We start from the raw sequence: 26,671 nt of genomic DNA, 5'->3' as shown, positions 1-26,671 counted from the left end.
CAGTCACCTTCCTGACCGCCAAACAGGTTTATAAAGGAAGCAATCAACCTACCGACTACCCAGCCCTGGCGTCCCACTCGCATGCGAATCCAGCAAAAACCCGCCCTGCTCGTCGCCCTCCTGATCGTCCTGGCAGCGCTGGGCCTGTGGTATGCCACTCAACCCGCCAAAACCAGACTCACCGCCCCCACCGCCATCCCCGTACGCGTGGTCAGCGTCGTCCAAAAAGACGTCCCCCGCTACGCCAGCGGTATCGGCTCGGTCCTGTCCCTGCACAGCGTGGTGGTCCGCCCGCAAATCGACGGCATACTCACCAAATTACTGGTCAAGGAAGGCCAACTGGTGAACAAGGGCGACCTGCTGGCCACCATTGACGACCGCTCGATCCGCGCCAGCCTCGATCAGGCCAAGGCGCAACTGGGTGAAAGCCAGGCGCAACTGCAAGTGGCGCTGGTCAACCTCAAGCGCTACAAACTGCTGAGCGTCGACGATGGCGTCTCGAAACAGACCTACGACCAGCAACAAGCGCTGGTCAACCAGCTCAAGGCCACCGCCCAGGGCAACCAGGCCTCGATTGATGCGGCACAGGTGCAACTGTCCTACACACAGATTCGCTCCCCGGTCACCGGCCGCGTCGGTATTCGTACGGTGGACGAAGGCAATTTCCTGCGCATGGCCGACGCCCAAGGGCTGTTCACCGTGACCCAGATCGATCCGATCGCCGTGGAGTTCTCCCTGCCACAGCAAATGCTGCCGACCCTGCAAGGCTTGATCGGCGATCCGGAGCGCGCCCAAGTGAAGGCCTATATCGGCGCCGACACCGATGGCGAAACCGGCAACCTGCTGGGTGAAGGCCATCTGACCCTGATCGACAACCAGATCAACGCCAACACCGGGACCATTCGCGCCAAGGCTGAATTCAGCAACCCCGCGCAGAAGCTCTGGCCGGGCCTGCTGGTGACGGTAAAAATTCAGACAGCGCTGGATAAAGATGCTCTGGTGGTTCCGCCCACCGTCGTACAGCGTGGCCTTGACCAGCATTTCGTTTACCGGGTGAACGGCGACAAGGTCGAAACCGTTAGCGTACAGATGATTTCCCAAGGCAGCGGCCAGGACATCATCCAAGGGGTCAAACCGGGCGATCTGCTGGTCAGCGACGGCCAGTCGCGGCTCAAACCCGGTTCGACCGTGCAGGTCCTGACCGACCCGCCGCAAGTGGTCCAGTCGGAGTCGAAACCATGAAGGGCCATGGTTCGGTTTCGGCCTGGTGCATCGATCATCCGGTCGCGACCATCCTGCTGACGTTTGCCCTGGTCATGCTCGGCGTGATCGCCTTCCCTCGGCTGCCGATCGCGCCGCTGCCGGAAGCGGAGTTCCCGACCATCCAGGTGGCGGCGCAATTGCCGGGCGCCAGTCCGGAAACCATGGCGTCGTCAGTGGCCACGCCGCTTGAAGTGCAGTTCAGCGCCATCCCCGGCGTAACCCAGATGACCTCGAGCAGCGCCCTGGGCTCGACCATCCTGACCCTGCAATTCACCCTCAATAAAAGCATCGATACCGCCGCTCAAGAGGTCCAGGCCGCGATCAACACCGCCGCCGGCAAACTGCCCAAGGACATGCCGACCCTGCCGACCTGGCGCAAGGTCAACCCCGCCGACAGCCCGGTTCTGATCCTCAGCGTCAATTCGACCCAGATGCCCGGCACTGAACTCAGCGACCTGGTGGAAACCCTGCTCTCGCGTCAGATCAGCCAGATCGATGGCGTAGGCCAAATCAACATCACCGGTCAGCAACGCCCGGCGATTCGCGTCCAGGCGTCTGCCGACAAGCTCGCCGCCATCGGCCTGACGCTGGCCGACATCCGCCTGGCGATCCAGAAAACCAGCCTCAACCTGGCCAAAGGGGCCCTGTACGGCGAGTCGAGTATTTCGACGCTGTCCACCAACGACCAATTGTTCCACCCCGAGGAATACAGCCAGCTCATCGTTTCCTACAAGGACGGTGCCCCGGTTCACTTGAAGGATGTGGCCAAAGTCGTCAACGGTTCGGAAGATGCTTACGTCCAGGCCTGGGCCGGTGACCGGCCTGGGGTGAACCTGGTCATATCCCGGCAGCCGGGTGCCAATATCGTCGAGACCGTGGACCGCATCCAGGCCGCATTGCCCACCCTCGAAGCCATGCTGCCGGCGTCGGTACAGGTCAAAGTGCTGGTCGACCGCACCCAGACCATTCGCGCCTCGCTGCATGAAGTGGAAGTCACCCTGCTGATCGCCATCCTGCTGGTGGTCGCGGTGATGGCGCTGTTCTTGCGCCAATGGTCGGCAACCATGATTGTGTCGGCGGTGCTCGGGGTTTCGCTGACAGCCAGTTTCGCCCTGATGTACATCATGGGCTTCAGCCTGAACAACCTGACACTGGTGGCGATCGTGGTCGCCGTGGGGTTTGTGGTCGACGATGCGATTGTGGTGGTGGAGAACATTCACCGACACCTGGAAGCCGGCGACGGCATGCGCGAAGCGGCGATCAAAGGCGCCGGCGAGATCGGTTTTACCGTGGTTTCGATCAGTTTCTCGCTGGTGGCGGCGTTCATTCCGCTGCTGTTCATGGGCGGCGTGGTCGGACGGTTGTTCAAGGAGTTCGCGTTGACCGCCACCTCGACCATCATGATTTCGGTGGTGGTATCGCTGACATTGGCCCCGACACTGGCTGCGCTGTTCATGCGGGCGCCCGTGCATCATGCCCACAGCAAACTGACCTTCGGCGAACGCTTGCTGGCCCTCTATGAAAAAGGCCTGCGCCACGCCCTGGCGCATCAGAAGTTGATGATCGGGGTGTTCGGCCTGTCCCTCGGACTGGCGATTGCCGGGTACATCTTTATCCCCAAAGGCTTCTTCCCGGTGCAGGACACCGGATTCGTCCTCGGCACCACCGAGGCGGCTGCGGATATTTCCTACAGCGACATGGTGAAAAAGCACCTGGCGATGGCTGAAATCGTCGCGGCAGACCCGGCGGTCGAAGCCTTTTCCCACTCGGTCGGGGTGTCGGGCAGCAACCAGACCATCGCCAACGGCCGCTTCTGGATTTCCCTGAAAAAACGCAGTGATCGTGACGTTTCGGCCAGTCAGTTCATCGACCGGATTCGCCCGCAACTGATGAAAGTACCGGGCATCGTGCTGTACCTGCGCGCCGGCCAGGACATCAACCTCAGCTCCGGCCCGAGCCGCGCCCAGTACCAATACGTACTCAAGAGCAATGACGGCGCGGTGCTGAGCACCTGGACCCAGCGCCTGACGGAAAAACTTCGCAGCAACCCGGCATTTCGCGATGTGTCCAATGACCTGCAACTGGGTGGCAGCATCACCCACATCACGATCGACCGCAGCGCGGCGGCACGTTTCGGCCTGACTGCCAGCGATGTCGACGAAGCGCTGTACGACGCCTTTGGCCAGCGGCAGATCAACGAATTCCAGACCCAGATCAACCAGTACAACGTGATCCTGGAACTGGACACCCAGCAACGCGGCAAGGCGGAAAGCCTCAACTATTTCTACCTGCGCTCCCCGCTGAGCGGCGAGATGGTGCCGTTGTCGGCGTTGGCGAAATTCGATGCGCCGACCATCGGCCCGCTGTCCATCGCCCATGACGGGATGTTCCCGGCGGCCAACCTGTCGTTCAACCTGGCACCCGGTGTGGCGTTGGGCGATGCGGTGATCATCCTCAACCAGGCCAAGCTCGACATCGGCATGCCGGCAGCCATCAGTGGCAATTTCCAGGGCGCGGCCCAGGCCTTCCAGAGTTCGCTGGCCAGCCAGCCGTGGCTGATCCTGGCGGCGCTGGTGGCGGTGTACATCATTCTCGGTGTGCTCTATGAAAGCTTCGTGCATCCACTGACGATCATCTCGACCCTGCCCTCGGCGGGCCTGGGCGCGGTGATCATGCTGTGGATTTGCGGTCAGGACTTTTCGATCATGGCGCTGATCGGACTGGTGCTGCTGATCGGTATCGTGAAGAAGAACGGCATCCTGATGATCGACTTCGCCCTCGAAGCGCAGCGCAAAGGTGGCTTGTCACCGGAAGAAGCGATCTTCCAGGCCTGCCTCACGCGGTTCCGGCCGATCATCATGACCACCCTCGCCGCCCTGCTCGGCGCCCTGCCGCTGATGCTCGGCTACGGCACCGGCGCCGAGTTGCGCCAGCCCCTGGGGATCGCGGTCGTTGGCGGTTTGCTGGTTAGCCAGGCGCTGACGCTGTTCACCACTCCGGTCATATACTTGTGGCTTGAGCGGTTATTTCATAAGCCCAAACCTACGCCCGTACCGGCGCTGGCAACCACAGACTGAGGCGGGGTCATGCGCGTTCTGATTATCGAAGACGAGGAAAAAACCGCGGATTATCTGCACCGCGGCCTGACGGAACAGGGTTACACCGTGGACCTGGCGCGCGATGGTGTGGAAGGCCTGCACCTGGCGCTGGAAAGCGACTACGCGGTGATCGTCCTCGACGTGATGTTGCCGGGCCTGGACGGCTTCGGCGTACTGCGCGCCCTGCGTGCGCGCAAGCAAACCCCGGTGATCATGCTCACTGCCCGTGAGCGTGTCGAAGACCGGATCAAGGGCCTGCGCGACGGTGCCGATGATTACCTCGGCAAGCCGTTTTCCTTCCTTGAGCTGGTGGCGCGTCTGCAAGCGTTGACCCGGCGCAGCGGCGGCCATGAACCGGTGCAAGTGAGCATCGCCGACCTGTGGATAGATTTGATCAGCCGCAAGGCCACCCGCGCCGGTACGCGCCTGGACCTGACCGCCAAGGAGTTCTCGTTGCTCAGCGTACTGGCCCGCCGGCAAGGTGAAATCCTCTCGAAAACGGCCATTGCCGAGATGGTCTGGGACATCAATTTCGACAGCGACGCCAACGTCGTCGAAGTCGCGATCAAACGCTTGCGGGCCAAGCTCGACGGGCCGTTCGAAGAGAAACTGCTGCACACCATTCGCGGCATGGGTTATGTGCTGGAGAGCCGTGGTGTCCAGTAACTCGATCGCCCTGCGCCTGAGCGGCATGTTCACGCTGGTGGCGTTATTGGTATTCCTCCTGATTGGCTGGGCGCTGTATCAGCAGGTGGATAAAGGCCTGGGACTGTTGCCTGAAGCCGAACTGGATGCGCGCTACAGCGTGCTCGAATCCACCGTCGGCCGCTATGGCACGCCCGAGCATTGGGTGAAGATCAACAACAAGCTCAAGCTGCTCGGCGAAGAGGACAAGCGCATCAGCTTCTGGATCACCAGCGGCGATCCCCAGTACGAATACGGCAACCTCACCCCGCAGATCCGCGCCTTCGCCCAAGGGCCGCTGGGCATGCGCGACCTGCAACTGCCGGATCAGCGTTATCCACTGAAAGTACTGGTCAGTGAATTCCCGGCCAAGGATCAGCGCCCGCCGCTGCGCTTCATGATCGGCATCGACACCGAGACCTTTTTCCAGACTCAACACCACTTGTTGATTGCCCTGATCAGCCTGGCGATTATCGGGGTGCTGCTGGCGTCGGCGCTGGGTTATTGGGTGGCGCGCATTGGCCTCAAACCCTTGATCAAGCTGTCTCAGGAAGCCCAGCGTCTGGCTCCGCCCTTGCGCTCGGGGCGTCTGCAAATGTCGTCGTTGCCGCCGGAGTTGAATCAGTTCGTCAACTCGTTCAACTCCACGCTGGAACGGGTCGAGCAGGCCTACTCGCGCCTTGAGTCGTTCAATGCCGATGTCGCTCACGAACTGCGCTCGCCCCTGACCAACCTGATCGGCCAGACCCAGGTCGCCCTGACCCGCGGACGTTCGGCCGAGCATTATTTCGAGGTGCTGCAATCGAATCTTGAAGAACTGGAACGACTGCGTTCGATCATCAACGACATGCTGTTCCTCGCCAGCGCCGACCAGGGCAGTAAGGCGACCAAACTGACCTCTACCTCGTTGGCTGACGAAGTGGCGACGACCCTCGAATACCTGGATTTCATTCTCGAGGATGCCCAGGTTCAGGTGCAGGTCAGCGGCGATGCTCAGGTTCGGATCGAGATCGCGCATCTGCGCCGGGCGCTGATCAACCTGCTGAGTAACGCCGTACAACACACCGAACCCGGGCAGGTCATTCAGGTACGGATCGAGGCCGAAGAGCATCAGGTCAGCATTGGCGTGGCCAACCCCGGTTCGCCCATTGCCAGCGAGCACTTGCCGCGTTTGTTCGAGCGCTTCTACCGCGTCGATGCTTCGCGCAGCAACAGCGGTAACAACCATGGGTTGGGATTGGCGATCGTCAAGGCGATTGCCCTGATGCATGGCGGCGACGTGTTCGTGCGCAGCGACCATGGAATGAATACCTTCGGGATTCACCTGCCTGTCTGACGCACCCGCCAGCACTGCCACTCGCTGCAATCTTTGCTTTTTCCGCAATAGTCCTTTCTTGAATCAGGTCTGTTTCCCGGCGCCCAACATCCTTATCTTTGCCCGCACCAAACAGCACTTGCCAAGCAAGAAGGTTTTAAAGATGTCCAACAGTATGGGTATTGCCAGCGCTTTCGTTTTGTCCTCTTTGTTCGTGTCTCCATTCGCCATGGCTGAAGAGTCGCACGCATTCGTCGCACAGAATTCCGCACGCGCCGCCGCGTTTGAAGAACGTCAGAGCGAGATGACCGCGAAAGCCCAGGAAGCCCAGTCCCCTCAGGCATCGAGCACCCAGAGCGAGCAGCAGGCCCTGAAAGACAGCTGATTGCCACGCATCACTCCTGTTTCCCTCGACGCTTTTCATCGGCTCTTCCCTTTGAAAAGTTGTCTTCAAAGCCGCTGCTATCAGCGGCTTTTTTTATTGCATTGGCTGCAACGATGACTGCCCTCCCCTTGTGGGAGCGAGCCTGCTCGCGAGGGTCGTGAACAAAAACGCGTAAAACTAGATTTACTGCGGCGTTGCTGGATTGTTCGCGAGCAGGCTCGCTCCTACAGGTGTCGGCATTTTTTCAGGCTGCCTGGGTTATGGGACTACGCTTAATCAGTCATTCCAGCAGATATCAGCCTCATGACTGAACGCCGCCCCCCACATCATTCAGGCAGTGCCGGACGGCCTGAGCTACTGGTAATCCTTGGCAGCAGCCTGACGGTCATCGCGATTCTCGGCATCGTGACCTTCCTGCTGATCCGCGAACGCGCCAATGCCCAACAGGCAGCAGCACGCGGCGCGACCACTGTCGCGCAATTGATCGACGCCGACGTATTGCGCACGGTTGAACTCTACGACCTGACCTTGCAGGGTCTGATCGCCGCCGCGCAACGAGACGATCTCAAACAGGTTTCGGCGCAGATCCGTCACCTGGTGCTCTTCGACCGCTCCACCACCGCACGCTACAAGGGCGACATCCTGTTGCTCGACAAGCACGGCGGCGTGCTCGCCGACTCTTCGTTGATCGACCCCAAGCCGGGTAACTTCGCCGATCGCGACTACTTCCTCGCCCATGCCTACAACCGGGACACCGGCATGTTCATCAGCCAGCCGTACAAGCCTCGTTGCGACTGCGCGTACAGCGATGAATGGCAAATCAGCTTCAGCCGGCGCATTTCCTCGTCCACGGGTGAGTTTCTGGGGGTCGCGGTGGCGTCGATGCGCCTGGCTTACTTCGATCAGTTGTTCAGCAGCCTGGACATCGGCACCGATAACACACTGGCCATCATCAATGACGATGGCGTTCTTTTGGCCCAGAAGCCATACCTGGAGGACAACTCCATCGGCAAAAGCTTCGCCGGTCGTCCCAATGTCGTGCGGATGCTGCGTGAAGGCAGCGGCAGTTTCGACGGTGTTTCAAGCGTCGACAACGAGCAACGCCTGTACACCTTCAGTCGGGTCGGCAACCTGCCATTGACCGTGATTGTCGCTCTGTCCAGCGATCAGGTGTTCGCCACCTGGAGGCGAACGGCCATCGTTATCAGCGGTGCCACTGGCGTCCTGTGCATCGGTTTGCTGTGGCTGACCTGGTTACTCTGCCGCGAATTGCGCCTGCGTCAGTTCGCCGAGCAGGAGTTGGCGCAACTGGCCGCCACCGATGCCTTGACCGGCGTGGCCAATCGCCGGACGCTCGACCAGACCCTGCGCCATGAATGGTTTCGCGCACAGCGTTCCGGCAAGCCCATGTCGGTGCTGATGATCGATGCCGATCACTTCAAGTCCTTCAACGACCGCCATGGACACCTCGGCGGTGACGAGGCCTTGCGTTCGCTGGCCGCCGTCATAAGCGCCAATGTGCATCGCCCGACCGACCTGGTGGCCCGTTATGGTGGTGAGGAGTTTTCGGTGATCCTGGCCGAAACCGACAACGAAGGCGCGCGGCAGATCGCCGAGCGCATTCGAGCGCAGGTCGAACAATTGCCCTTGGTGGGCGATGACGATGCGCCAATGACGGTGAGCATCGGCATCAGCACCTGGACAACCGCGAGCGACAACAGCCTGGAACTGCTGTTGTTTGCGGCAGACAAGGCGCTGTACCAGGCCAAGGAAGGGGGGCGCAATCGTGTGGTGGTTGCCTGAGTCTTCGTCGTGCCGACTGCCCGCGATGAGGCCCGCTCAGACACCAACGCAATTCGAGGCATAAAAAAAGGCTACCCGAAGGTAGCCTTTAAAAAACTAGAGAGGTTTTTTTCTTACACGGCCGCTACAGGGCGCATGTAAGAGATCGGTGCAGTGCTGGCGTCTTCGAAAGTCACGACTTCCCAAGCATCTGTCTGCTCAATCAACTTGCGCAGCAGCTGGTTGTTCAATGCATGTCCGGACTTGAAGCCCTTGAACTCACCAATCAGGCTATTGCCCAGCAGGTAGAGGTCACCAATTGCATCGAGGATCTTGTGCTTCACGAATTCGTCTTCATAGCGAAGGCCGTCTTCGTTCAGTACTCCATCCGCGTCGACCACAATAGCGTTTTCAACGCTGCCGCCGAGTGCGAGGTTGTGCTTGCGCAGGTACTCGATGTCACTCATGAAACCAAAGGTACGGGCGCGGCTGACTTCTTTTACGAACGAAGTGCTGGAAAAATCCACGCTTGCACTTTGTGTGCGGTCACGGAAAACCGGGTGATCAAAATCGATCTCGAAGCTCACCTTGAAACCTTCGAAAGGGACGAATGTGGCGCGCTTGTCGCCGTCTTCCACTGTCACTTCCCGCAGGATACGGATGAACTTCTTGGCGGCGTCCTGTTCTTCCAGGCCAGCCGATTGAATCAGAAATACGAAGGGTCCAGCGCTACCATCCATGATTGGAACTTCGGACGCGGAGAGCTCGACGTAGGCGTTATCGATGCCCAGGCCAGCCATGGCCGAGAGCAAGTGCTCCACCGTATCCACTTTGGTGTCACCGTTGACCAACGTGGTCGACATTGTGGTTTCACCAACGTTTTCCGCGCGGGCCGGGATCTGCACCGCAGGGTCCAGGTCGGCACGAACAAACACGATGCCGGTATCGACAGGCGCAGGCTTGAGGGTCAGATAGACCTTCTCACCAGAGTGCAGACCTACACCTGTGGCACGGATAATATTTTTCAGTGTGCGTTGTTTAATCATGGCTTGGGCCGCTTCAGCGCAAATTGCGAACTGGTATCAACAAAGGCTGGCGATGATAGCAGACCACGCCTTTGCTGAACACCAATCACCTTCATAGCCCTGATACATTTCATCAATCGGCCTGACGACGCAGGAATGCCGGGATATCCAGGTAATCCAGATCATCTTGCGGATTCATCTTCGCGGCAGTCGCAGCACCGGCCTGAGCCTGGTTGCGCATGACGGTCGGACGGTCCAGGTCACGGTAGTTCACCGCTGGAGCTTCCTGACGAGCAGGGGCTTGTTGTTGCGGCTGCGAAGCCATCGAGGTGTGAACGGTATTGTCGATAACCTTCACAGGCTTCTCGATTTTTGCGCCCAGACCGGTGGCAACCACAGTCACGTGCAACTCGTCGCGCATGTCCGGATCGATAACGGTACCGACCTTGACCATTGCGTGCTCGGAAGCGAAGGCTTCGATGATGCTACCCACGTCGGAGTACTCACCCAGGGACAGGTCAGGACCGGCAGTGATGTTCACCAGGATGCCGCGTGCACCTTGCAGGTTCACGTCTTCGAGCAACGGGTTGCGAATGGCGGCTTCAGTCGCTTCACGCGCACGGTTCGGACCGCTGGCGCAGCCAGTGCCCATCATCGCCATGCCCATTTCGCTCATCACGGTACGTACGTCGGCGAAGTCGACGTTGATCATGCCCGGACGCTTGATGATGTCGGAGATACCGCGAACGGCACCGGCCAGTACATCGTCAGCCTTGGCGAAAGCCGACAGCAGGCTGGCGTCTTTACCGAGGATGGTCAGCAGCTTCTCGTTGGGAATGGTGATCAACGAGTCGACGCTTTCGGAAAGCAGACGGATGCCTTCGTCGGCGATCTGCATGCGCTTGCGACCTTCGAACGGGAACGGACGGGTCACCACCGCAACGGTGAGGATCCCCATTTCCTTGGCCACTTCAGCAATGATCGGCGCAGCACCGGTACCGGTACCACCGCCCATGCCAGTGGTGATGAACACCATGTTGGTGCCCTGCAGGACTTCGGCAATGCGCTCACGATCTTCGAGAGCGGCCTGACGACCTACTTCCGGGTTGGCGCCAGCGCCCAGACCTTTGGTCACGCCGGTACCCAGTTGAAGGATGGTCCGTGCGCCGATGCTTTTCAGCGCCTGGGCATCAGTGTTGGCGCAGATGAACTCAACGCCTTCAATGTTGCTCTTGACCATGTGATTCACGGCGTTGCCGCCGCCACCGCCAACACCGATAACTTTAATAACCGGGCTTGCGGGGATGTTGTCTACGAGTTCGAACATTTTCCCTCTCCTTTACGTTCTCTAGTTTTTCGCCTACTGCCTGTATCTACAACGGTGTAACGGTGCTGCGGTAAATCTTAGAAATTGCCCTGGACCCAGCTCTTGATGCGATCGAGCAAGGCGCCTTTCGGCTCTTCGTTGCTGTAGCTGTCGCGGCTGCCGATGCCCGAGAACGAAATGCCGTCGGATTGCTTCTGCAGGCCGTACATCAACAGGCCAACGCCGGTGGAATAGATCGGGTTGCGGACCACGTCATCGAGGCCTTTCACGCCATGCGGCACGCCCAGTCGCACTGGCATGTGGAAAATTTCCTCGGCCAGTTCGGTGGCGCCTTCCATTTTCGACGTACCACCGGTCAGCACGATGCCGGCCGGGATCAGGTCTTCGTAGCCACTGCGGCGCAGTTCGGCCTGGATCAGCGTGAACAGTTCGTCATAACGCGGCTCGACCACTTCGGCCAGGGCCTGACGGGACAGCTCGCGAGGTGGACGGTCGCCAACGCTTGGCACCTTGATGGTTTCACCGGCGCCAGCCAGTTTGGCCAGGGCGCAGGCATAGCGAATCTTGATTTCTTCGGCGTACTGGGTCGGGGTGCGCAACGCCATGGCGATGTCGTTGGTCACCTGATCGCCGGCAATCGGGATCACCGCGGTGTGCCGGATTGCGCCTTCGGTAAAGATGGCGATGTCGGTGGTGCCGCCGCCGATGTCGACCAGGCATACGCCCAGTTCTTTCTCGTCGTCGGTCAGTACCGAGTAGGCCGAAGCCAGTTGCTCGAGAATGATGTCGTCGATTTCCAGACCGCAGCGGCGAACGCACTTTTCAATGTTCTGTGCGGCGTTGACGGCGCAGGTGACCACATGAACCTTGGCCTCCAGACGTACGCCGGACATGCCCAATGGCTCGCGGACGCCTTCCTGGTTATCAATCACGTAATCCTGCGGCAGGGTGTGCAGCACGCGCTGATCAGCCGGGATCGCCACGGCCTGGGCAGCGTCGAGTACGCGCTCAAGGTCGGCAGAGCTCACTTCGCGATCACGAATCGCCACGATGCCGTGGGAGTTCAGGCTGCGGATGTGATTGCCCGCCACACCGACGAATGCCGAGTGAATGCGGCAACCCGCCATCAGTTGTGCTTCTTCGATCGCGCGCTGGATCGACTGCACGGTGGACTCGATGTTCACCACCACGCCTTTCTTCAGGCCACGGGACGGATGGGTACCGATCCCGACGATTTCCAGCGTGCCGTCGTCAGAAACCTCGCCCACCAGCGCCACCACCTTGGAGGTGCCGATATCGAGACCGACGATCATTTTGCCGCTTTGCACGTTTGCCATGGGTCCTGCCTCTTCTTAATTCTTCGCGACAGCGGGTTGGGCTGTCGTGGGCGCTACAGGTTCCCGCCAGCCAACAGCGAGGCCGTTGGCGTAGCGCAGATCGATGCGCGCAATGTTCGTAATCTGTTCTTTGAGCGTCTTGTCATAGATGGCAATGAAGCGGCGCATCTTTTCCACCAGGTTGCCGCGTCCCAGCAGCAGTTCGATACCGGGACCCGCACTGCCGGGGCCAGTGGTCAGGAACCAGCTGCCACGTTCACGCAGCTCCAGGCGTGCAATCGAAAAGCCCAGCGGCCTGAGCATCTGGCTCAACACCTGGTATTGCTGCATCACTTGCTGTTGAGCCCGTTGTGGGCCGAACAGCTGAGGCAAGTGTTCGTAGTTAGCCAGCTCACGCGGGGTGAACGCCTGGCCCTGGTTGTTCAACAGCGACTCATCGCCCCAGCGGGCTACCGGCAGTTGTTCCTCCAGGCGGATCACCACTTGATCCGGCCACACCCGACGCACTTCGGCGTGGGCAATCCATGGCATTTGTTCCAGCTCGGTGCGCATGCTCGCCAGGTCGATGGTGAAGAAGCTCGACGCCACGTAAGGGGCGATCCGCTGCTGCACGGCTTGCTGGCTGATGTAACTCAAGTCGCCCTGCACGTTGATCTTGGTGATCGGCCGGTCGGCGTACGGCAACAAACGCTGCGCGCCTTCGTAAGTCCCGAACCCCAATGCGACCAGCAGCACCGGCCAGAACAAGGCTTTGAGAAAACCAAAATTGGCCTTCGGCAGGCGCACGGACATCGGCTCTTTGGCCACCATTCGGCTGGCACCCCGCGGCACCGGCTTGCGGCCGGGAGCGGGAGGCTGATGTCTTAGCTGTGCGCCTTGCATGGTCTTAACCTCGCGTCGACTCTGGGTTGCCGGCCGTGTTGCCGACAACGCTCTCAGCCAGGATGGCCAGAACCAGTTGCTGGAAATCCAGACCGGCGGCACGGGCCGCCATCGGAACCAAACTGTGATCGGTCATGCCCGGTGCCGTGTTGACCTCCAGGAACCAGAACTGCCCTTCGGCGTCCTGCATCACGTCCGCCCTGCCCCAACCGGCGATCCCCAGCGCCTCACAGGCTTTCGCCGTGAGGTCCATGAGTTCCTTTTCCTTGGCGCTGTCCAGCCCGCACGGAATGCGGTACTGGGTATCGTTGGCGATGTACTTGGCGTCGTAGTCGTAGAAACTGTGCGTCGTGCCCAGGGCAATCGGTGGCAACACCTGGTCACGCAGGGTGGCGATGGTGAACTCCGGACCTTGAATCCATTGCTCGACCAACACTTGCGAATCGTAGGTACTGGCCGCTTTCCAGGCGTCAATCAATTCGGACGCGGAAGTCACTTTGGCCATCCCGATACTTGAACCTTCATGGGCCGGTTTGACGATCAAAGGGAAGCCCAGTTCCGTCGCTGCCGAAATACAATCGGCCTCGCTGCTCAGTACCGCGTGACGCGGCGTCGGAATGCCCAGGCTGTGCCAGACCTGCTTGGTGCGCAGTTTGTCCATGGCCAGTGCCGAAGCGAGAATGCCACTGCCGGTGTACGGAATGCCCAGGCATTCGAGCAGGCCTTGCATGCTGCCGTCCTCACCGCCACGACCGTGGAGGATGATGAAGGCACGGTCGATTTTTTCGCTCATCAGCCGCTGCAGAAGGTCATCGCCCACGTCAAGCCCGAACGCGTCCACACCCGCGCTTTGCAGCGCATCGAGAACCGCGTTGCCCGACTTCAGGGACACTTCGCGCTCGGCACTCTTGCCACCGAACAGTACGGCGACCCGGCCGAAGTCTTTCGGCGCAACAGTGGAGACGAGGTTGGCGTACGCAGCAGTCATTTCAACTTCCCCTCGACCGACGCCGCGACGGCGCCAGCAAACAACTCACTCTTCAACAGTTTTGGTGCAAGGCCACCGATATCACCGGCGCCCTGGCACAGCAGGATGTCGCCGGCGCGCAGCAGCGGCTTGACGATAGGCGCGAGGTCGACGCCGCGATCGATGTAGATCGGGTCAAGCTGTCCGCGCTGGCGGATGCTGTTGCATAGCTTGCGGCTGTCGGCGCCCGGGATCGGCTCTTCGCCGGCCGGATAGACTTCCATCAGCAGCAGCACGTTGGCGTCGGCCAGTACATTGACGAAATCGTCGTACAGGTCACGCGTGCGGCTGTAGCGGTGCGGCTGGTAAACCATCACCAGGCGACGCTCCGGCCAGCCACCGCGTACCGCCTTGATGACTGCCGCGACTTCGGTCGGGTGGTGACCGTAATCGTCCACCAGCATCACATTGCCGCCCTCTACCGGCAGTTCGCCGTAGACCTGGAAGCGTCGACCAACGCCCTGGAACCCGGACAGGCCCTGGACGATGGCTTCATCGCTGACGCCTTCGTCAGTGGCGATGCAGATGGTGGCCAGTGCATTCAGCACGTTGTGGTTACCCGGCATGTTGACCGAGACGTCCAGCGGCTCGCGATCGGGACGCAGCACGGTAAAGAAGGTCTGCATGCCTTGCTGGCGCACATTGATCGCGCGCACGTCGCAGTCATCGCCAAAGCCGTAGGTGACGGCCGGACGTTTGACCAGCGGCAGGATTTCACGCACCACCGGATCGTCCAGGCACACCACCGCCAAACCATAGAACGGCAGGTTGTGAAGGAACTCGACGAAGGTTTTCTTCAGTTTGTTGAAATCACCGTCGTAGGTCGCCATGTGGTCGGCGTCGATGTTGGTAACCACGGCCACCAGCGGCTGCAAGTGCAAGAAGCTCGCGTCACTCTCGTCGGCTTCGGCAATCAGGTAACGACTGGTACCGAGCTGGGCATTGGTGCCCGCGGCATTCAGACGACCGCCGATCACGAACGTCGGGTCCAGACCACCGGCCGCGAACACCGAAGCAATCAGGCTGGTGGTGGTGGTCTTGCCGTGGGTACCGGCGACGGCGATGCCGTGGCGATAGCGCATCAGCTCGGCCAGCATTTCCGCCCGAGGCACCACCGGAATCCGGCGCTCCAGCGCGGTGGCGACTTCCGGGTTGGACGTGTTCACCGCGCTCGACACCACCAACACATCGGCGGCAGCCGCGTTTTCGGCGCGATGGCCGATGAAAATATGCGCGCCAAACGATTCCAGGCGCTCAGTGACTGGGGATGCTTTCAGGTCGGAACCGGACACTTCATAGCCCAGGTTCAACAACACTTCGGCGATCCCGCACATGCCCACGCCGCCGATCCCGACGAAGTGGATTCGACGGATGCGGCGCATTTCCGGTTGTGGCATGGCTTTCTGATTCTCAACCATGGGCCACCTCCAGGCAGGTATCGACCACGCTACGGGTGGCATCGGGTTTGGCCAGGCGGCGGGCCGCGGTAGCCATATCGTTGAGTCGTTGTGGTTGCATCAGGACCTCTGTCAGGCGCGCGGCAAGATCCGCTGCGCCGGTCGTTCTTTGCGGCATCAGGAAGGCAGCACCTTCCCGGGCCAAATATTCGGCGTTGCGGGTCTGGTGATCGTCGATCGCGTGGGGCAAGGGCACCAGCATCGAGGGCAGACCGGCGGCGGCCAGTTCACTGATGGTCAGCGCACCTGCGCGACATACCACCAGGTCGGCCCAGCCATAGGCTTGGGCCATGTCTTTGATAAAGGGCTGCACTTGCGCCTCGACGCCAGCCGCGCGATAGCGCTCCGCAGTCACTTCATCGTGGTTTTTGCCGGCCTGATGGAACACTTCCGGACGCAAGTCGACGGCGACTTGCGACAAGGCTTCAGGCAGCAACTTGTTCAACGGCTCTGCGCCCAGGCTTCCGCCCAGGATCAGCAAACGCGCCTTGCGACCGGCCAGGGCCGGTCGCGGTGTTTCGAGGAACAGCTCGGTGCGCACCGGGTTACCAGTGGTCCGACGGCTGCCCGACAGGGTAAAGGTGTCAGGGAAGGCTTCACAGACCCGGGCGGCCAACGGCATCAGCAACCGATTGGCGGTACCGGCAACGGCGTTCTGCTCGTGAACGATCACCGGCACGCCGGCCAGTTTGGCTGCAACACCACCAGGACCGGTCACATAACCGCCAAAACCGACGACACAGACGGGTCGCAACCGACGAATGATCGCCCGCGCCTGCCACACCGACTTGAGCAACATGAATGGCGCCTTGAGCAGCGACAGCTTGCCCTTGCCACGCAGACCGCTGGCATTGATGCGATGCAGCTCAATGCCGGCCGCCGGGACCAGATCGTTTTCAATGCCACGCGGCGTGCCAAGCCAGTGCACGGTGTAACCCCGGGACTGGAACTCATGCGCACAGGCCAGCGCCGGGAACACGTGGCCACCGGTGCCGCCGGCCATGATCAAGACATTAGCGCCCATGGTTCGGCTCCTCGGCGAAGTCGCTCTCATGGAACTCCATCTCCTCGCTGCCCAGGTGGGTTCGACTCTCCCACTCGATGCGCAGCAACAAGCCAAGACAGGCACAGCAAATCACCAACGAACTGCCGCCATAACTGAGGAACGGCAGCGTCAGGCCTTTGGTCGGCAGCAGGCCGACGTTCACGCCGATGTTGATCAGGAACTGACCGATCCACAGGAACGACAGACCATAGGCCACGTAAGCAGCAAAAAACTGTTTGGCCTTTTCGGCCCACAAGCCGATGTACATGCCGCGAATACAGACGAATACGAACAGTGCCACGGTGCACAACGAACCCACGGCACCCAGTTCTTCGGCCAGGACCGAGAACACGAAGTCGGTGTGGGCTTCCGGCAGGTAGAACTGTTTCTGCACGCTGTTGCCCAGGCCGACGCCCAACCATTCACCACGACCAAAAGCGATCAATGCCTGGGACAACTGATAACCGGCACCGAACTGGTCGGCCCACGGGTCGGCAAAGTTGGTCAGACGCGCCATCCGATACGGCTGCATCTTGATCAACAGCACCACCGCCCCCACGGCCAGCACGACCATCAGGGAAAAACGGAACAGCCCGACACCGCCGAGGAACAGCATCGCCGCCGCAGCGCCCATCATCACGACGGTGGCACCGAAGTCCGGCTCCATCAGCAACAGTCCCGCCATCGGCAGCAGCACGATGAACGGCTTGAAGAAACCCATCCAGCTTTCGCGCACTTCTTTCTGGCGACGCACCAGGTAACCGGCGAGGTAGATCACCACAAACACCTTGGCGATCTCGGAAGGCTGAACGTTGAAGAAGCTGAAGCCGATCCAGCGCATAGAACCGTTCACTTCACGACCGATGCCCGGGACGATCACCATCACCAGCAAACCGAACGCCCCCAGCAGCATCAGCCAGCCCAGGCGCTGCCAGGTCGCGATCGGAATCATCATGGTGATGACGCAGGCGCCAAGACCCAGCACGACGTAGATCAGGTGACGAATCATGTAATACAGGGCACTGCCCGATTGCGCCGCCGCGACTTCGGTCGACGCCGAGGCAATCATGATCAACCCCAGACCGAGCAAGCCCAGGCAGCCGGCGAGCATCGGAAAATCGAGGTCGATGCCACGCCCGGTGATGATCGGCGATGGATAAGGCTTGATGATGTTTCTCATGCTCATGCCAGTTCCTCCACGGCGCGGACGAACTGGTGACCACGGTCTTCGTAGTTCTTGAACATGTCAAAACTGGCGCAGGCCGGAGACAGCAGCACGGCATCGCCCGGTTGGGCGACAGCACGGCATTGCTCGACCGCTTCGATCAGCGAGTTGACTCGAATCAGTGGCACGGCGTCGCCGATGGCCTGGGCGATCTTGTCGGAGTCGCGGCCCATGAGGATCACGGCGCGGCAATTGGACGCCACTGGATCACGCAGGTCCTTGAACTCGGCACCCTTGCCATCGCCACCGGCGATCAGCACGAGTTTACCGTCGATGTCCGCGCCCAGACCTTCAATCGCGGCCAGTGCAGCGCCGACGTTGGTGGCCTTGGAATCGTTGTAATAACTCACGCCGTCGAGATCGCGGACCCACTGGCAGCGATGCTCAAGGCCGGCGAAAGTGCGCAGGCTCGACAGCATGGCGTCGAACGGCAGGCCGACGGCGTGCCCCAGCGCCAAGGCCGCCAAGGCGTTGGACTGGTTATGGGCGCCGCGAATTTTCAGCTCGCGCACCGGCATCAGGTTCTGGAATTCGAAAGCCAGGTACTTCTCGCCGTCTTCCTCACGGATACCGAAGGCCTTGAAATCGGGCTTGCTCAGACCGAAAGTCCAGCACGGCTGCCCCTCACCCATCAGGGGACGGCTCAAGGCGTCCTGACGGTTGACCACGAATTGTCTGGCACCGCGGAAGATCCGGTGCTTGGCCAGGTGATACGCCGGCAGACCGCTGTAGCGATCCATGTGGTCTTCGCTGACGTTGAGCACGGTGGCCACTTCAGCGCCGAGGTGATCGGTGGTTTCCAGCTGGAAGCTCGACAGCTCCATCACGTACAGCTCGATGTCATCGCTGAGCAGGTCCAGCGCCGGTGTGCCGAGGTTGCCGCCGACGGCGACACGCTTGCCGGCCGCTGCGGCCATCTCGCCGACCAGGGTGGTCACGGTACTTTTCGCGTTGGAGCCGCTGATGGCGACGATGGGCGCCTTCGCGTTACGCGCGAACAGCTCGATGTCGCCGGACAGTTTTACGCCACGGGCGGCGGCGGCCTGCAGGGCCGGGGTCGCCAGCGCCAGGCCAGGGCTCACGTAGAGTTCGTCTGCACGGCACAGGAATTCCACGTCCAGCTCGCCACAACGCACTTCCACGTGCGGATAGTCACGCTTGAGCGTGGCCAGTTCCGGTGGGTTTTCCCGCGTATCGGCCACTGCAAAGGCCACGCCCCGGTTCGCCAGGAAGCGAACCAGGGACATGCCGCTCTTGCCGAGGCCGACAACGATGCGGAAGTGGTCAGAAGCGATCAGAGACACTCGTTCTACCTCAGCTTCAGGGTGGCAAGGCCGATCAGGACGAGAATTACGGTGATGATCCAGAAACGGACGATCACGCGCGGCTCGGGCCAGCCCTTGAGTTCAAAGTGGTGGTGAATCGGCGCCATGCGGAATACGCGGCGACCGGTCATTTTAAAGGAAGCAACCTGGATCACGACCGATAGGGTCTCCATCACGAAAACGCCGCCCATGATGAACAGGACGATCTCCTGACGGACGATCACGGCGATGGTGCCCAGAGCAGCGCCCAGGGCCAGCGCGCCGACGTCGCCCATAAAGACTTGGGCCGGATAGGTGTTGAACCAGAGGAAACCCAGGCCCGCACCGATCAACGCGCCGCAGAACACGATCAACTCGCCCGCGCCCGGTACGTAGGGAATCAGCAGGTACTCGGCGAACTTCACGTTACCCGACAGGTAGCAGAAGATGCCCAGGCCACCGCCCACCATCACCGTCGGCATGATCGCCAGGCCGTCGAGGCCATCGGTCAGGTTGACCGCGTTACTCGAACCGACGATCACGAAGTAGGTCAGCACGATGAAACCAGCCCCCAGCGGGATACTGTAGTCCTTGAGCATTGGCAGTATCAGGGTGGTTTCCACCGGAGTGGCGGCAGTCATATAAAGGAAGATCGCCGCGCCCAGGCCGAATACCGACTGCCAGAAATACTTCCAGCGGCTAGGGAGGCCGCGAGAGTTTTTCTCGATCACCTTGCGGTAGTCGTCGACCCAGCCAATGGCACCGAACAGCAACGTCACCAGCAACACAACCCAGACATAACGGTTGGTGAGGTCAGCCCACAGCAGGGTACTGACGGCGATGGACGAAAGAATCAGCGCGCCGCCCATGGTCGGGGTGCCGGATTTTGACAGGTGCGATTGCGGACCATCGTTGCGAACGGACTGACCGATCTGACGGTTCTGCAGGGTGCGGATCATCCACGGGCCATAGCACAGCGACAAAACCAACGCGGTCAGTACACCGAGAATCCCGCGCAGGGTCAGGTACTGAAAGACCGCGAAGCCTTTGTAGAACTGTTGCAGATACTCCGCTAGCAGCAGCAGCATTAATGTTTCTCCAGACTGGTCCCGCACAAAGCGGCAACGATGTTTTCCATCGCGGCGCTGCGCGAACCCTTGATCAAAATGGTGGTGTTTGTGTCTTGCTCGGCACCCAGGGCGTTGATCAATTCAGCCTGCGTGCTGAAGTGACAGGCCTGTGGGCCGAAGGCGTTGACGGCGTGGACCATCATCGGCCCGACGGCGTATAGCGCAGAAACCTTGCCTCGGGCGTATTCGCCCACATCGCGGTGCCCCTGCTCCGCCCATTCGCCCAGCTCGCCGATATCTCCGAGCACCAGAACGGTGCGACCGGAAAAGCCGGCCAGTATATCAACCGCCGCGCACATGGAGGTGGGGTTCGCGTTGTAAGTGTCATCAATTACGCGCATGCCATTGCTGGCCAGTTGCGCGACAGTCCGTCCCTTGACCGGCTGTACCGCGCCGAGGCCCGTCGCAATGCCGAACAGCGACACGCCCAAGGCATGGGCGGCAGCCGCGGCGGCCATGGCATTGGCGACGTTATGGGTGCCAAGCAGGTTCAGCTGGACGCGTTCCACGCCTTCGGGGCTGTGCAGATTGAACACTGGGCAGCCGCGAGCATCACGACCAAGGTCACTCGCATGGAAATCCGCGTTGACGTTGCTCAGGGCAAACGTCAGGACTTTGCGACCAGCGGCGCGAGCCTTCCAGATGTCGAAAGCCTTGTCGTCCAGATTGAGAACGGCGACGCCATCGGCATCCAGCCCTTCAATAATCTCACCCTTGGCCTCGACGATTTTTTCCGGCCCGCCGAACTCACCCACGTGGGCGGTCCCGGCATTGTTGAGAATGGCCACGTGCGGCTTGGTCATGCCGACGGTGTAAGCAATTTCGCCCAGGCGCGAAGCACCCAGTTCGATCACGGCAGCGCTGTGTTCCGGCGCCAGTTCGAGCAAGGTCAGCGGTACGCCGAGGTCGTTGTTCAGATTGCCACGGGTTGCCAGCACCGAACCGCGTGTGCGCAGGATGCTCGCGAGCATTTCCTTGACCGTGGTCTTGCCGCTGGAACCGGTGATGGCTGCGACGGGATGTGTGAAGGCCGCACGGTTCAACGCACCCAGTTGACCCAACGCCCGACGGGTATCTCCGACCACCAATTGCGGCAGCGCGCTGTCGGCGACTTCGTGCTCGACCAGCGCTGCCACGGCGCCTTTGCCGGCGACATCATTCAGGTAGTCATGACCATCGAAGCGCGGACCTGTCAGCGCAATAAACAGTTGCCCGGGCTTGATCGCGCGACTGTCAATGCTGACGCCGTCGAAGCTGGCATCGGCGCCGACCAGACGAGCATTCAGCGCGCCAGTCAGTTCACTCAGTTTCAAGGCCTTAAGCATGGGCCACCTCCCACGCGGTCAAGGCATGATCGGCCTCGACCAGATCAGAGAAGGCGTGACGCTCGCCGTTGATTTCCTGATAGTCCTCATGACCTTTACCGGCCAGCACGATCACGTCATCTGCCGAGGCGCTGGCGATCAGTTGGGCAATGGCCTGGCCACGGCCGGCAACGAACGTCACGTTATCGACAGCCGTGAAACCGGCGCGGATGTCGTCGAAAATGAGCGCAGGGTCTTCCGTGCGCGGGTTGTCATCGGTCACCAGCACACCGTCGGCCAGGCGCTCGACCACTTCAGCCATCAACGGACGCTTGCCGCGATCACGGTCGCCGCCACAGCCAAACAGGCACAGCAACCGGCCCTTGGCATGCGGACGCAGGGCCAGCAATACTTTTTCCAATGCGTCCGGGGTATGGGCGTAATCGACCACGACCAACGGCTGCGAGCCTCCACCCAGACGCTGCATGCGCCCGGCCGGGCCTTCCAGCTTTGGCAGCACCTTGAGGATTTCGTCCAGCGCATAATCCAGCCCGAGCAAAGCGCCCACCGCTGCCAGCACGTTGCTCAGGTTGAAACGACCCAGCAGGGCGCTGCGCAAATGATGCTCGCCTTGCGGCGTGACCAACGTGGCGCGCACGCCTTCGTCGTCGAACTGCGCTTCGCGGCAATACAAATAAGCACTGGAGTCTTCGAGGCTGTAGGTAATCAACCGCGACTCGCGTTTATCGGCGGCCAGTTGCCGGCCGAATTCGTCATCGAGGTTGACCACCCGGCATTTCAGGTCATTCCACGCAAACAGCTTGGCCTTCGCTTTGCCGTAGGCCTGCATGGTGCCGTGGTAATCCAGGTGATCTCGGGACAGATTGGTCATCACTGCCACATCGAACGCCAATGCCGTAACACGGCCCTGATCCAGACCATGGGAAGAAACTTCCATCGCCACGGCTTTGGCCCCGGCCTTTTTCAGGTCCGCCAGAGTGGCTTGTACGGCGATAGGATTCGGCGTGGTATGCAGGCCGCTTTCCAGCGCACCGTAGAAACCGGTGCCGAGGGTACCAACCAGGCCGCAGTGCTGACCGAGCAGGTCCAACGCCTGGGCAACCAGCTGAGTCACGCTGGTCTTGCCATTGGTGCCGGTCACGCCGATCAGGTTCAGATGATGACTCGGCTCGCCATAAAAGCGTCCGGCGATGTCCGAAAGTTGCGCCGCCAGGCCTTTGACCGGAATCAATGGCACTTCAGTGATCGGCAGCACGGTGGCGCCTTCCACTTCATAAGCCACGGCGGCAGCGCCGCGCGCCAGAGCGTCGGCGATGTGCGTACGACCATCGAATTTGCCGCCCGGTACCGCGAGAAACAGATCGCCCGCGCGAACGTTGCGACTGTCCAGCGCCAATTCACGAATCAGCAGATCGTGGCCAGCGTGAGGGAAAATCTTGTTCAGGCTAAGAGACATCAGCCGCGCCCTCCATTGGCTTTCAGTGGAACGACCGGCGTTGCGTTCGCTTGTTGAGTAGGTGGCAGGTTGTCCGGGGTGATGTTCATCAGGCGCAAGGTGCCGGACATGACGCGACTGAATACCGGTGCCGATACCAGACCACCGAAGTAGCCGGCCTTGGTCGGTTCATCGATCACCACCACAATGGCGTAACGCGGATCGCTCATCGGGCCGAAGCCGGCGAACAGCGAGCGATAGGAGTTCTCGGCGTAGCCTTTGGTACCGACCGACGTTTTACGCGCAGTACCCGACTTGCCGCCCACGTGATACGCCGGCACCTGCGCACGGAACACGCCGCGCGGGGCCTCGATCACTTGCTGCAGCATGCCCTGCATGGTTTTCGCCACGGCTTCAGGCAGCACTTGGGTGGTTTGCGGCGCCTTGTCGGTCTTGATCAGGGTCAGCGGCGCGAGGCGGCCGTTGTTGGCCAGGGCCGAGAAGGCGTGAACCAGCTGGATCGCCGTTACCGAAATACCGTAGCCGTAGGACAGCGTGGCGGTCTCGGCCTTGCGCCATTCGCGGTAGTTCGGCAGGTTGCCAACGCGCTCGCCCGGGAAACCCAGGCCGGTGTCCTGGCCGAGACCGACTTTCTGCGCCAGCCGGAAAATCGTCTCGCCGCCGATATCGAACGCGACCTTACTCATGCCGACGTTACTGGAGTTGATCAGAATGCCGGTCATATCCAGCACCGGACCTTCGGTCTTGGAGACGTCCTTAATGGTGTATTTACCAATCTGCAAAGTGCCCGGGTAAACCTCGACGGTATCGCTCGGTTTCCAGCGCCCGGTTTCAATGGCCGCGCTCATGGAAATCGCCTTCATGGTCGAACCCGGTTCGAACACGTCGATCATCGCGCGGTTACGCATCATCGCCGGTTGCAGGTTGCGGCGGTTGTTCGGGTTATAGGTCGGCTGGTTGACCATGGCGAGAATCTCGCCGGTCTTCACATCCATGATCACCAGGCTGCCGGCTTTCGCGCCATTCTCGATGATAGCGTTGCGCAATTCACGGTTCGCCAGGTATTGCAGACGCAGGTCAATGGACAACGCCAAGGGCTTTCCGGCCTTGGCGTTTTTGGTGACCTGGACATCCTTGATCAACCTGCCGCGCCGATCTTTGATGACCTGGCGCTTGCCGGGAACGCCGGCCAGCCATTCGTCATAGGCCAGCTCGACACCTTCCCGACCGTGGTCATCGATGTCGGTAAAACCGACCATATGCGCGGTCACTTCACCGGCCGGATAGAAGCGACGAAACTCTTCGATACCGTAAACACCCGGCACCTTCAGATCGAGCACAGCCTGGCCTTGCTCAGGCGTCAGCCCTCGCACCAGGTAGATGAATTCTTTATTGGCTTGAGCCTCAAGGCGCTCGGCCAGGGCTTTCGGGTCCTGACCCAGGGCCGCGGCCAGTGCAGGCCACTTCTCTTTGGCCAGCTGCATTTCCTTGGCGTTGGCCCACAGGGTGGTCACCGGAGTACTGACGGCCAGAGGCTCGCCGTTACGGTCGGTAATCAAACCACGGTGAGCTGGAATCGGAATATGACGAACGCTGCGTGCGTCTCCCTGCCCCTTGAGGAAGTCACGGTCGACGACTTGCAGATCGATAATGCGCCAGCAAATCGCCGCCACCATGATACCGAGCAAACCCAGGACCACGCGGAACCGCCATGGGAAGAGTGCACCTTCGAGTTTCATCATGGCGCCACCATCTGCACTTCGGCGGCACCGGGAATGTGCATCTTCAGTTGTTCGGTCGCCAGCACTTCGATTCGGCTGTGCGCGGTCCAGGTGCTCTGCTCAAGAATCAACCGTCCCCACTCGGCCTGGGCCTTGTCCCGCACGCTCAACTCGTTGTAGAGCGAGTTGAGCAGTTGACGATTCCAGTGCGCGCTATAGGACACGCCGATCGCCGACACGAGCACGGCGATAAACAGCAGCAGCATGAAGAAGCTTCCGCCGGGCAGTGGCTTGGCGAATAGCTTGCTCACCGCAGCTTCTCCGCCACGCGCATGACAGCGCTACGGGAGCGTGGGTTGGCTTTGAGTTCGGCGTCGGAGGCCGTCTGCGCTTTGCCATGGACTTTGATTTTCGGTTCGAAAGCGACATGCCGAACCGGCAGGTTGCGCGGCAGGTTGTCGGCTTCGCCTTTCACCAGTTTGCGCATGAACAGTTTGACGATGCGATCTTCCAGCGAGTGGAAGCTGATCACGACCAGACGACCGCCCACTTCCAGGCAGTCCAGAGCGGCTTCGAGGCCGGCTTCCAGATCGCCCAATTCGTTGTTGACGTGAATACGCAAGCCCTGGAAAGCACGGGTTGCCGGGTTTTTGCCCTTTTCCCACGCCGGGTTGGCGACCTTGAGGACTTCAGCCAGGTCGGCCGTTCGCTCGAACGGTTTGATATCGCGACGCTCGGCCACGGCACGGGCCATACGACCGGAGAAACGCTCTTCGCCGTATTCCTTGAACACACGGGCAATTTCTTCCACCGGCGCGGTATTAACGAATTCGGCGGCGCTGATCCCGCGAGACGGATCCATGCGCATGTCCAGAGGACCGTCATTGAGGAAACTGAAGCCACGCTCCGGGTCGTCCAGTTGCGGCGAAGACACACCCAGGTCGAGCAATACGCCGCTGACCTTACCGTGCAGGCCACGATCGGCAACCTCCGAACCAAGCTCGGCAAAGCTGCGCTGCACAACGACAAAGCGGCCGTCTTCGGCCGCTAGCGTCTGCCCGGTGGCAATCGCTTGAGGATCTTTATCGAACCCGAGCAACCGGCCATCGGGACCGAGCTGGCTGAGGATCAACCGACTGTGCCCGCCGCGCCCGAACGTACCGTCCAGATAGCAGCCATCAGGACGTACGGCGAGAGCCTCGACGGCTTCGTCAAGCAGTACGGTGATGTGGTTAAAGCCGCTATCAATAGTCACAGGATCAAATCACGCAGTTCATCAGGCATGGCGCCCGGTTGTTGAATAGCAGCCAGGTCCGCGGCAGAAACCGCGTTCCAGGCATCCTCGTCCCACAATTGGAACTTGTTCAGTTGGCCTACCAACATCGCGCGCTTATCCAACTTGGCATATTCACGAAGACGCGGCGGAACCAGAAAACGACCACTGCCATCGAGCTCGAGGTCGACGGCATTACCAATCAGTAAACGTTGCAGGCGGCGGTTCTCTTCGCGAAGCGAAGGCAATGCGCGCAGTTTGGTTTCAATAATTTCCCACTCGTCGAGGGGGTAAACACACAAGCACGGATCAACGGCATCAATTGTGACAATTAACTGACCGGAACTACGCGAAACGAGCTCGTCACGGTACCGGCTCGGCATGGCGAGACGGCCCTTTGCATCGAGACTGATAGCGTTGGCTCCGCGAAACACGTCAGCGTTTCTCCAAATATTAGCTTTTTGCGCTCAAAAAACCCACTTCATGCCACTTTCCGCCACTTGCGCACACTATAGGAATGCGCCCACCACACCGTCAAGGCGCGCATTAAAGGAAAACCCTTACAGAACTGAGATTTAGGAGCATAAAAGGAGGGAGAACGAGAATCCGG

The 26,671-nt window shown here is 60.6% G+C and carries 22 protein-coding genes; 6 read left to right on the top strand and 16 right to left on the bottom strand.

Annotation, left to right across the window (positions count from 1 at the left end; genetic code table 11):
* Positions 1-81 precede the first annotated feature (81 nt).
* From F7R06_RS23915 to F7R06_RS23890, 6 genes are all read left to right on the top strand, one after another.
* Positions 82-1,242: an efflux RND transporter periplasmic adaptor subunit gene (locus F7R06_RS23915; RefSeq protein ID WP_090325018.1), complete on the top strand. Its 1,161-nt coding sequence runs from the start codon at positions 82-84 to the stop codon at positions 1,240-1,242.
* Positions 1,239-4,340 (top strand): multidrug efflux RND transporter permease subunit, encoded by a 3,102-nt coding sequence (locus F7R06_RS23910; RefSeq protein WP_090325019.1) that lies wholly within the window; start codon positions 1,239-1,241, stop codon positions 4,338-4,340. Before F7R06_RS23915 ends, F7R06_RS23910 begins: the two co-directional genes overlap by 4 nt.
* A gap of 9 nt (positions 4,341-4,349) precedes the next feature.
* Entirely contained in the window at positions 4,350-5,027 is a 678-nt protein-coding gene (locus F7R06_RS23905) for a heavy metal response regulator transcription factor (RefSeq protein WP_033056445.1), read from the top strand.
* Positions 5,017-6,381: a heavy metal sensor histidine kinase gene (locus F7R06_RS23900; protein ID WP_090325021.1), complete on the top strand. Its 1,365-nt coding sequence runs from the start codon at positions 5,017-5,019 to the stop codon at positions 6,379-6,381. The genes F7R06_RS23905 and F7R06_RS23900 overlap by 11 nt, the downstream gene beginning before the upstream one ends.
* Positions 6,382-6,523: 142 nt before the next feature.
* Complete coding sequence (locus tag F7R06_RS23895) at positions 6,524-6,745, top strand: hypothetical protein (protein ID WP_090325022.1); 222 nt, start codon at positions 6,524-6,526, stop codon at positions 6,743-6,745.
* A gap of 303 nt (positions 6,746-7,048) precedes the next feature.
* A complete protein-coding gene (locus tag F7R06_RS23890; RefSeq protein WP_090325024.1) occupies positions 7,049-8,548 on the top strand; it encodes a sensor domain-containing diguanylate cyclase in 1,500 nt (499 codons plus the stop codon).
* A 113-nt stretch (positions 8,549-8,661) separates the two neighbouring features.
* Here F7R06_RS23890 and lpxC read toward each other — a convergent pair whose 3' ends face one another.
* The 16 genes from lpxC to mraZ form a co-directional block, all read right to left on the bottom strand.
* Entirely contained in the window at positions 8,662-9,573 is a 912-nt protein-coding gene (gene lpxC / locus F7R06_RS23885) for a UDP-3-O-acyl-N-acetylglucosamine deacetylase (RefSeq protein WP_034149517.1), read from the bottom strand.
* A 112-nt stretch (positions 9,574-9,685) separates the two neighbouring features.
* Positions 9,686-10,879 carry a cell division protein FtsZ gene (gene ftsZ, locus F7R06_RS23880; protein WP_047532942.1) on the bottom strand — a complete coding sequence of 398 codons (1,194 nt, stop codon included), beginning with the start codon at positions 10,877-10,879 and terminating at the stop codon, positions 9,686-9,688.
* 77 nt (positions 10,880-10,956) lie between these two features.
* A complete protein-coding gene (ftsA, locus tag F7R06_RS23875; protein WP_090325026.1) occupies positions 10,957-12,216 on the bottom strand; it encodes a cell division protein FtsA in 1,260 nt (419 codons plus the stop codon).
* A gap of 15 nt (positions 12,217-12,231) precedes the next feature.
* Entirely contained in the window at positions 12,232-13,098 is an 867-nt protein-coding gene (locus F7R06_RS23870; RefSeq protein ID WP_090325028.1) for a cell division protein FtsQ/DivIB, read from the bottom strand.
* Between the two features lie 4 nt (positions 13,099-13,102).
* Positions 13,103-14,086: a D-alanine--D-alanine ligase gene (locus F7R06_RS23865; RefSeq protein WP_090325029.1), complete on the bottom strand. Its 984-nt coding sequence runs from the start codon at positions 14,084-14,086 to the stop codon at positions 13,103-13,105.
* Positions 14,083-15,543: a UDP-N-acetylmuramate--L-alanine ligase gene (murC, locus tag F7R06_RS23860; RefSeq protein ID WP_090325031.1), complete on the bottom strand. Its 1,461-nt coding sequence runs from the start codon at positions 15,541-15,543 to the stop codon at positions 14,083-14,085. The genes F7R06_RS23865 and murC overlap by 4 nt, the downstream gene beginning before the upstream one ends.
* Positions 15,536-16,606 (bottom strand): undecaprenyldiphospho-muramoylpentapeptide beta-N-acetylglucosaminyltransferase, encoded by a 1,071-nt coding sequence (murG, locus tag F7R06_RS23855; RefSeq protein WP_090325032.1) that lies wholly within the window; start codon positions 16,604-16,606, stop codon positions 15,536-15,538. The genes murC and murG overlap by 8 nt, the downstream gene beginning before the upstream one ends.
* Entirely contained in the window at positions 16,596-17,813 is a 1,218-nt protein-coding gene (ftsW, locus tag F7R06_RS23850) for a putative lipid II flippase FtsW (protein WP_090325034.1), read from the bottom strand. Before ftsW ends, murG begins: the two co-directional genes overlap by 11 nt.
* A complete protein-coding gene (murD, locus tag F7R06_RS23845; RefSeq protein ID WP_090325036.1) occupies positions 17,810-19,156 on the bottom strand; it encodes a UDP-N-acetylmuramoyl-L-alanine--D-glutamate ligase in 1,347 nt (448 codons plus the stop codon). The genes ftsW and murD overlap by 4 nt, the downstream gene beginning before the upstream one ends.
* Before the next feature lie 5 nt (positions 19,157-19,161).
* Positions 19,162-20,244 carry a phospho-N-acetylmuramoyl-pentapeptide-transferase gene (gene mraY, locus F7R06_RS23840; RefSeq protein WP_090325038.1) on the bottom strand — a complete coding sequence of 361 codons (1,083 nt, stop codon included), beginning with the start codon at positions 20,242-20,244 and terminating at the stop codon, positions 19,162-19,164.
* The gene (locus F7R06_RS23835; RefSeq protein WP_090325039.1) at positions 20,244-21,611 is read right to left on the bottom strand and encodes a UDP-N-acetylmuramoyl-tripeptide--D-alanyl-D-alanine ligase; all 1,368 of its coding nucleotides are present in this window, start codon (positions 21,609-21,611) and stop codon (positions 20,244-20,246) included. The genes mraY and F7R06_RS23835 overlap by 1 nt, the downstream gene beginning before the upstream one ends.
* Entirely contained in the window at positions 21,604-23,067 is a 1,464-nt protein-coding gene (locus F7R06_RS23830) for a UDP-N-acetylmuramoyl-L-alanyl-D-glutamate--2,6-diaminopimelate ligase (protein ID WP_090325041.1), read from the bottom strand. Before F7R06_RS23830 ends, F7R06_RS23835 begins: the two co-directional genes overlap by 8 nt.
* The gene (locus tag F7R06_RS23825; RefSeq protein ID WP_174552505.1) at positions 23,067-24,806 is read right to left on the bottom strand and encodes a peptidoglycan D,D-transpeptidase FtsI family protein; all 1,740 of its coding nucleotides are present in this window, start codon (positions 24,804-24,806) and stop codon (positions 23,067-23,069) included. The genes F7R06_RS23830 and F7R06_RS23825 overlap by 1 nt, the downstream gene beginning before the upstream one ends.
* Positions 24,806-25,099 (bottom strand): cell division protein FtsL, encoded by a 294-nt coding sequence (ftsL, locus tag F7R06_RS23820; protein WP_090325044.1) that lies wholly within the window; start codon positions 25,097-25,099, stop codon positions 24,806-24,808. Before ftsL ends, F7R06_RS23825 begins: the two co-directional genes overlap by 1 nt.
* Positions 25,096-26,043, bottom strand: a complete 948-nt coding sequence (gene rsmH, locus F7R06_RS23815) for a 16S rRNA (cytosine(1402)-N(4))-methyltransferase RsmH (RefSeq protein ID WP_162493938.1) — start codon at positions 26,041-26,043, stop codon at positions 25,096-25,098. The genes ftsL and rsmH overlap by 4 nt, the downstream gene beginning before the upstream one ends.
* Positions 26,040-26,495 (bottom strand): division/cell wall cluster transcriptional repressor MraZ, encoded by a 456-nt coding sequence (mraZ, locus tag F7R06_RS23810; RefSeq protein WP_003205355.1) that lies wholly within the window; start codon positions 26,493-26,495, stop codon positions 26,040-26,042. Before mraZ ends, rsmH begins: the two co-directional genes overlap by 4 nt.
* Positions 26,496-26,671: the final 176 nt, after the last annotated feature.

Source organism: Pseudomonas moorei, from assembly GCF_008801475.1.
Lineage (GTDB): Bacteria > Pseudomonadota > Gammaproteobacteria > Pseudomonadales > Pseudomonadaceae > Aquipseudomonas > Aquipseudomonas moorei.
The sequence above is the reverse complement of the archived record's forward strand: the minus strand, read 5'-3'. Positions and strand labels throughout refer to the sequence as shown.

Coding starts and splice junctions, on each gene's coding strand:
- F7R06_RS23915 (WP_090325018.1), top strand. CDS start 82: ATGCGAATCCAGCAAAAACCCGCCCTGCTCGTCGCCCTCCTGATCGTC.
- F7R06_RS23910 (WP_090325019.1), top strand. CDS start 1,239: ATGAAGGGCCATGGTTCGGTTTCGGCCTGGTGCATCGATCATCCGGTC.
- F7R06_RS23905 (WP_033056445.1), top strand. CDS start 4,350: ATGCGCGTTCTGATTATCGAAGACGAGGAAAAAACCGCGGATTATCTG.
- F7R06_RS23895 (WP_090325022.1), top strand. CDS start 6,524: ATGTCCAACAGTATGGGTATTGCCAGCGCTTTCGTTTTGTCCTCTTTG.
- F7R06_RS23890 (WP_090325024.1), top strand. CDS start 7,049: ATGACTGAACGCCGCCCCCCACATCATTCAGGCAGTGCCGGACGGCCT.
- lpxC (WP_034149517.1), bottom strand. CDS start 9,573: ATGATTAAACAACGCACACTGAAAAATATTATCCGTGCCACAGGTGTA.
- ftsZ (WP_047532942.1), bottom strand. CDS start 10,879: ATGTTCGAACTCGTAGACAACATCCCCGCAAGCCCGGTTATTAAAGTT.
- ftsA (WP_090325026.1), bottom strand. CDS start 12,216: ATGGCAAACGTGCAAAGCGGCAAAATGATCGTCGGTCTCGATATCGGC.
- F7R06_RS23870 (WP_090325028.1), bottom strand. CDS start 13,098: ATGCAAGGCGCACAGCTAAGACATCAGCCTCCCGCTCCCGGCCGCAAG.
- F7R06_RS23865 (WP_090325029.1), bottom strand. CDS start 14,086: ATGACTGCTGCGTACGCCAACCTCGTCTCCACTGTTGCGCCGAAAGAC.
- murC (WP_090325031.1), bottom strand. CDS start 15,543: ATGGTTGAGAATCAGAAAGCCATGCCACAACCGGAAATGCGCCGCATC.
- murG (WP_090325032.1), bottom strand. CDS start 16,606: ATGGGCGCTAATGTCTTGATCATGGCCGGCGGCACCGGTGGCCACGTG.
- ftsW (WP_090325034.1), bottom strand. CDS start 17,813: ATGAGCATGAGAAACATCATCAAGCCTTATCCATCGCCGATCATCACC.
- mraY (WP_090325038.1), bottom strand. CDS start 20,244: ATGCTGCTGCTGCTAGCGGAGTATCTGCAACAGTTCTACAAAGGCTTC.
- F7R06_RS23835 (WP_090325039.1), bottom strand. CDS start 21,611: ATGCTTAAGGCCTTGAAACTGAGTGAACTGACTGGCGCGCTGAATGCT.
- F7R06_RS23830 (WP_090325041.1), bottom strand. CDS start 23,067: ATGTCTCTTAGCCTGAACAAGATTTTCCCTCACGCTGGCCACGATCTG.
- F7R06_RS23825 (WP_174552505.1), bottom strand. CDS start 24,806: ATGAAACTCGAAGGTGCACTCTTCCCATGGCGGTTCCGCGTGGTCCTG.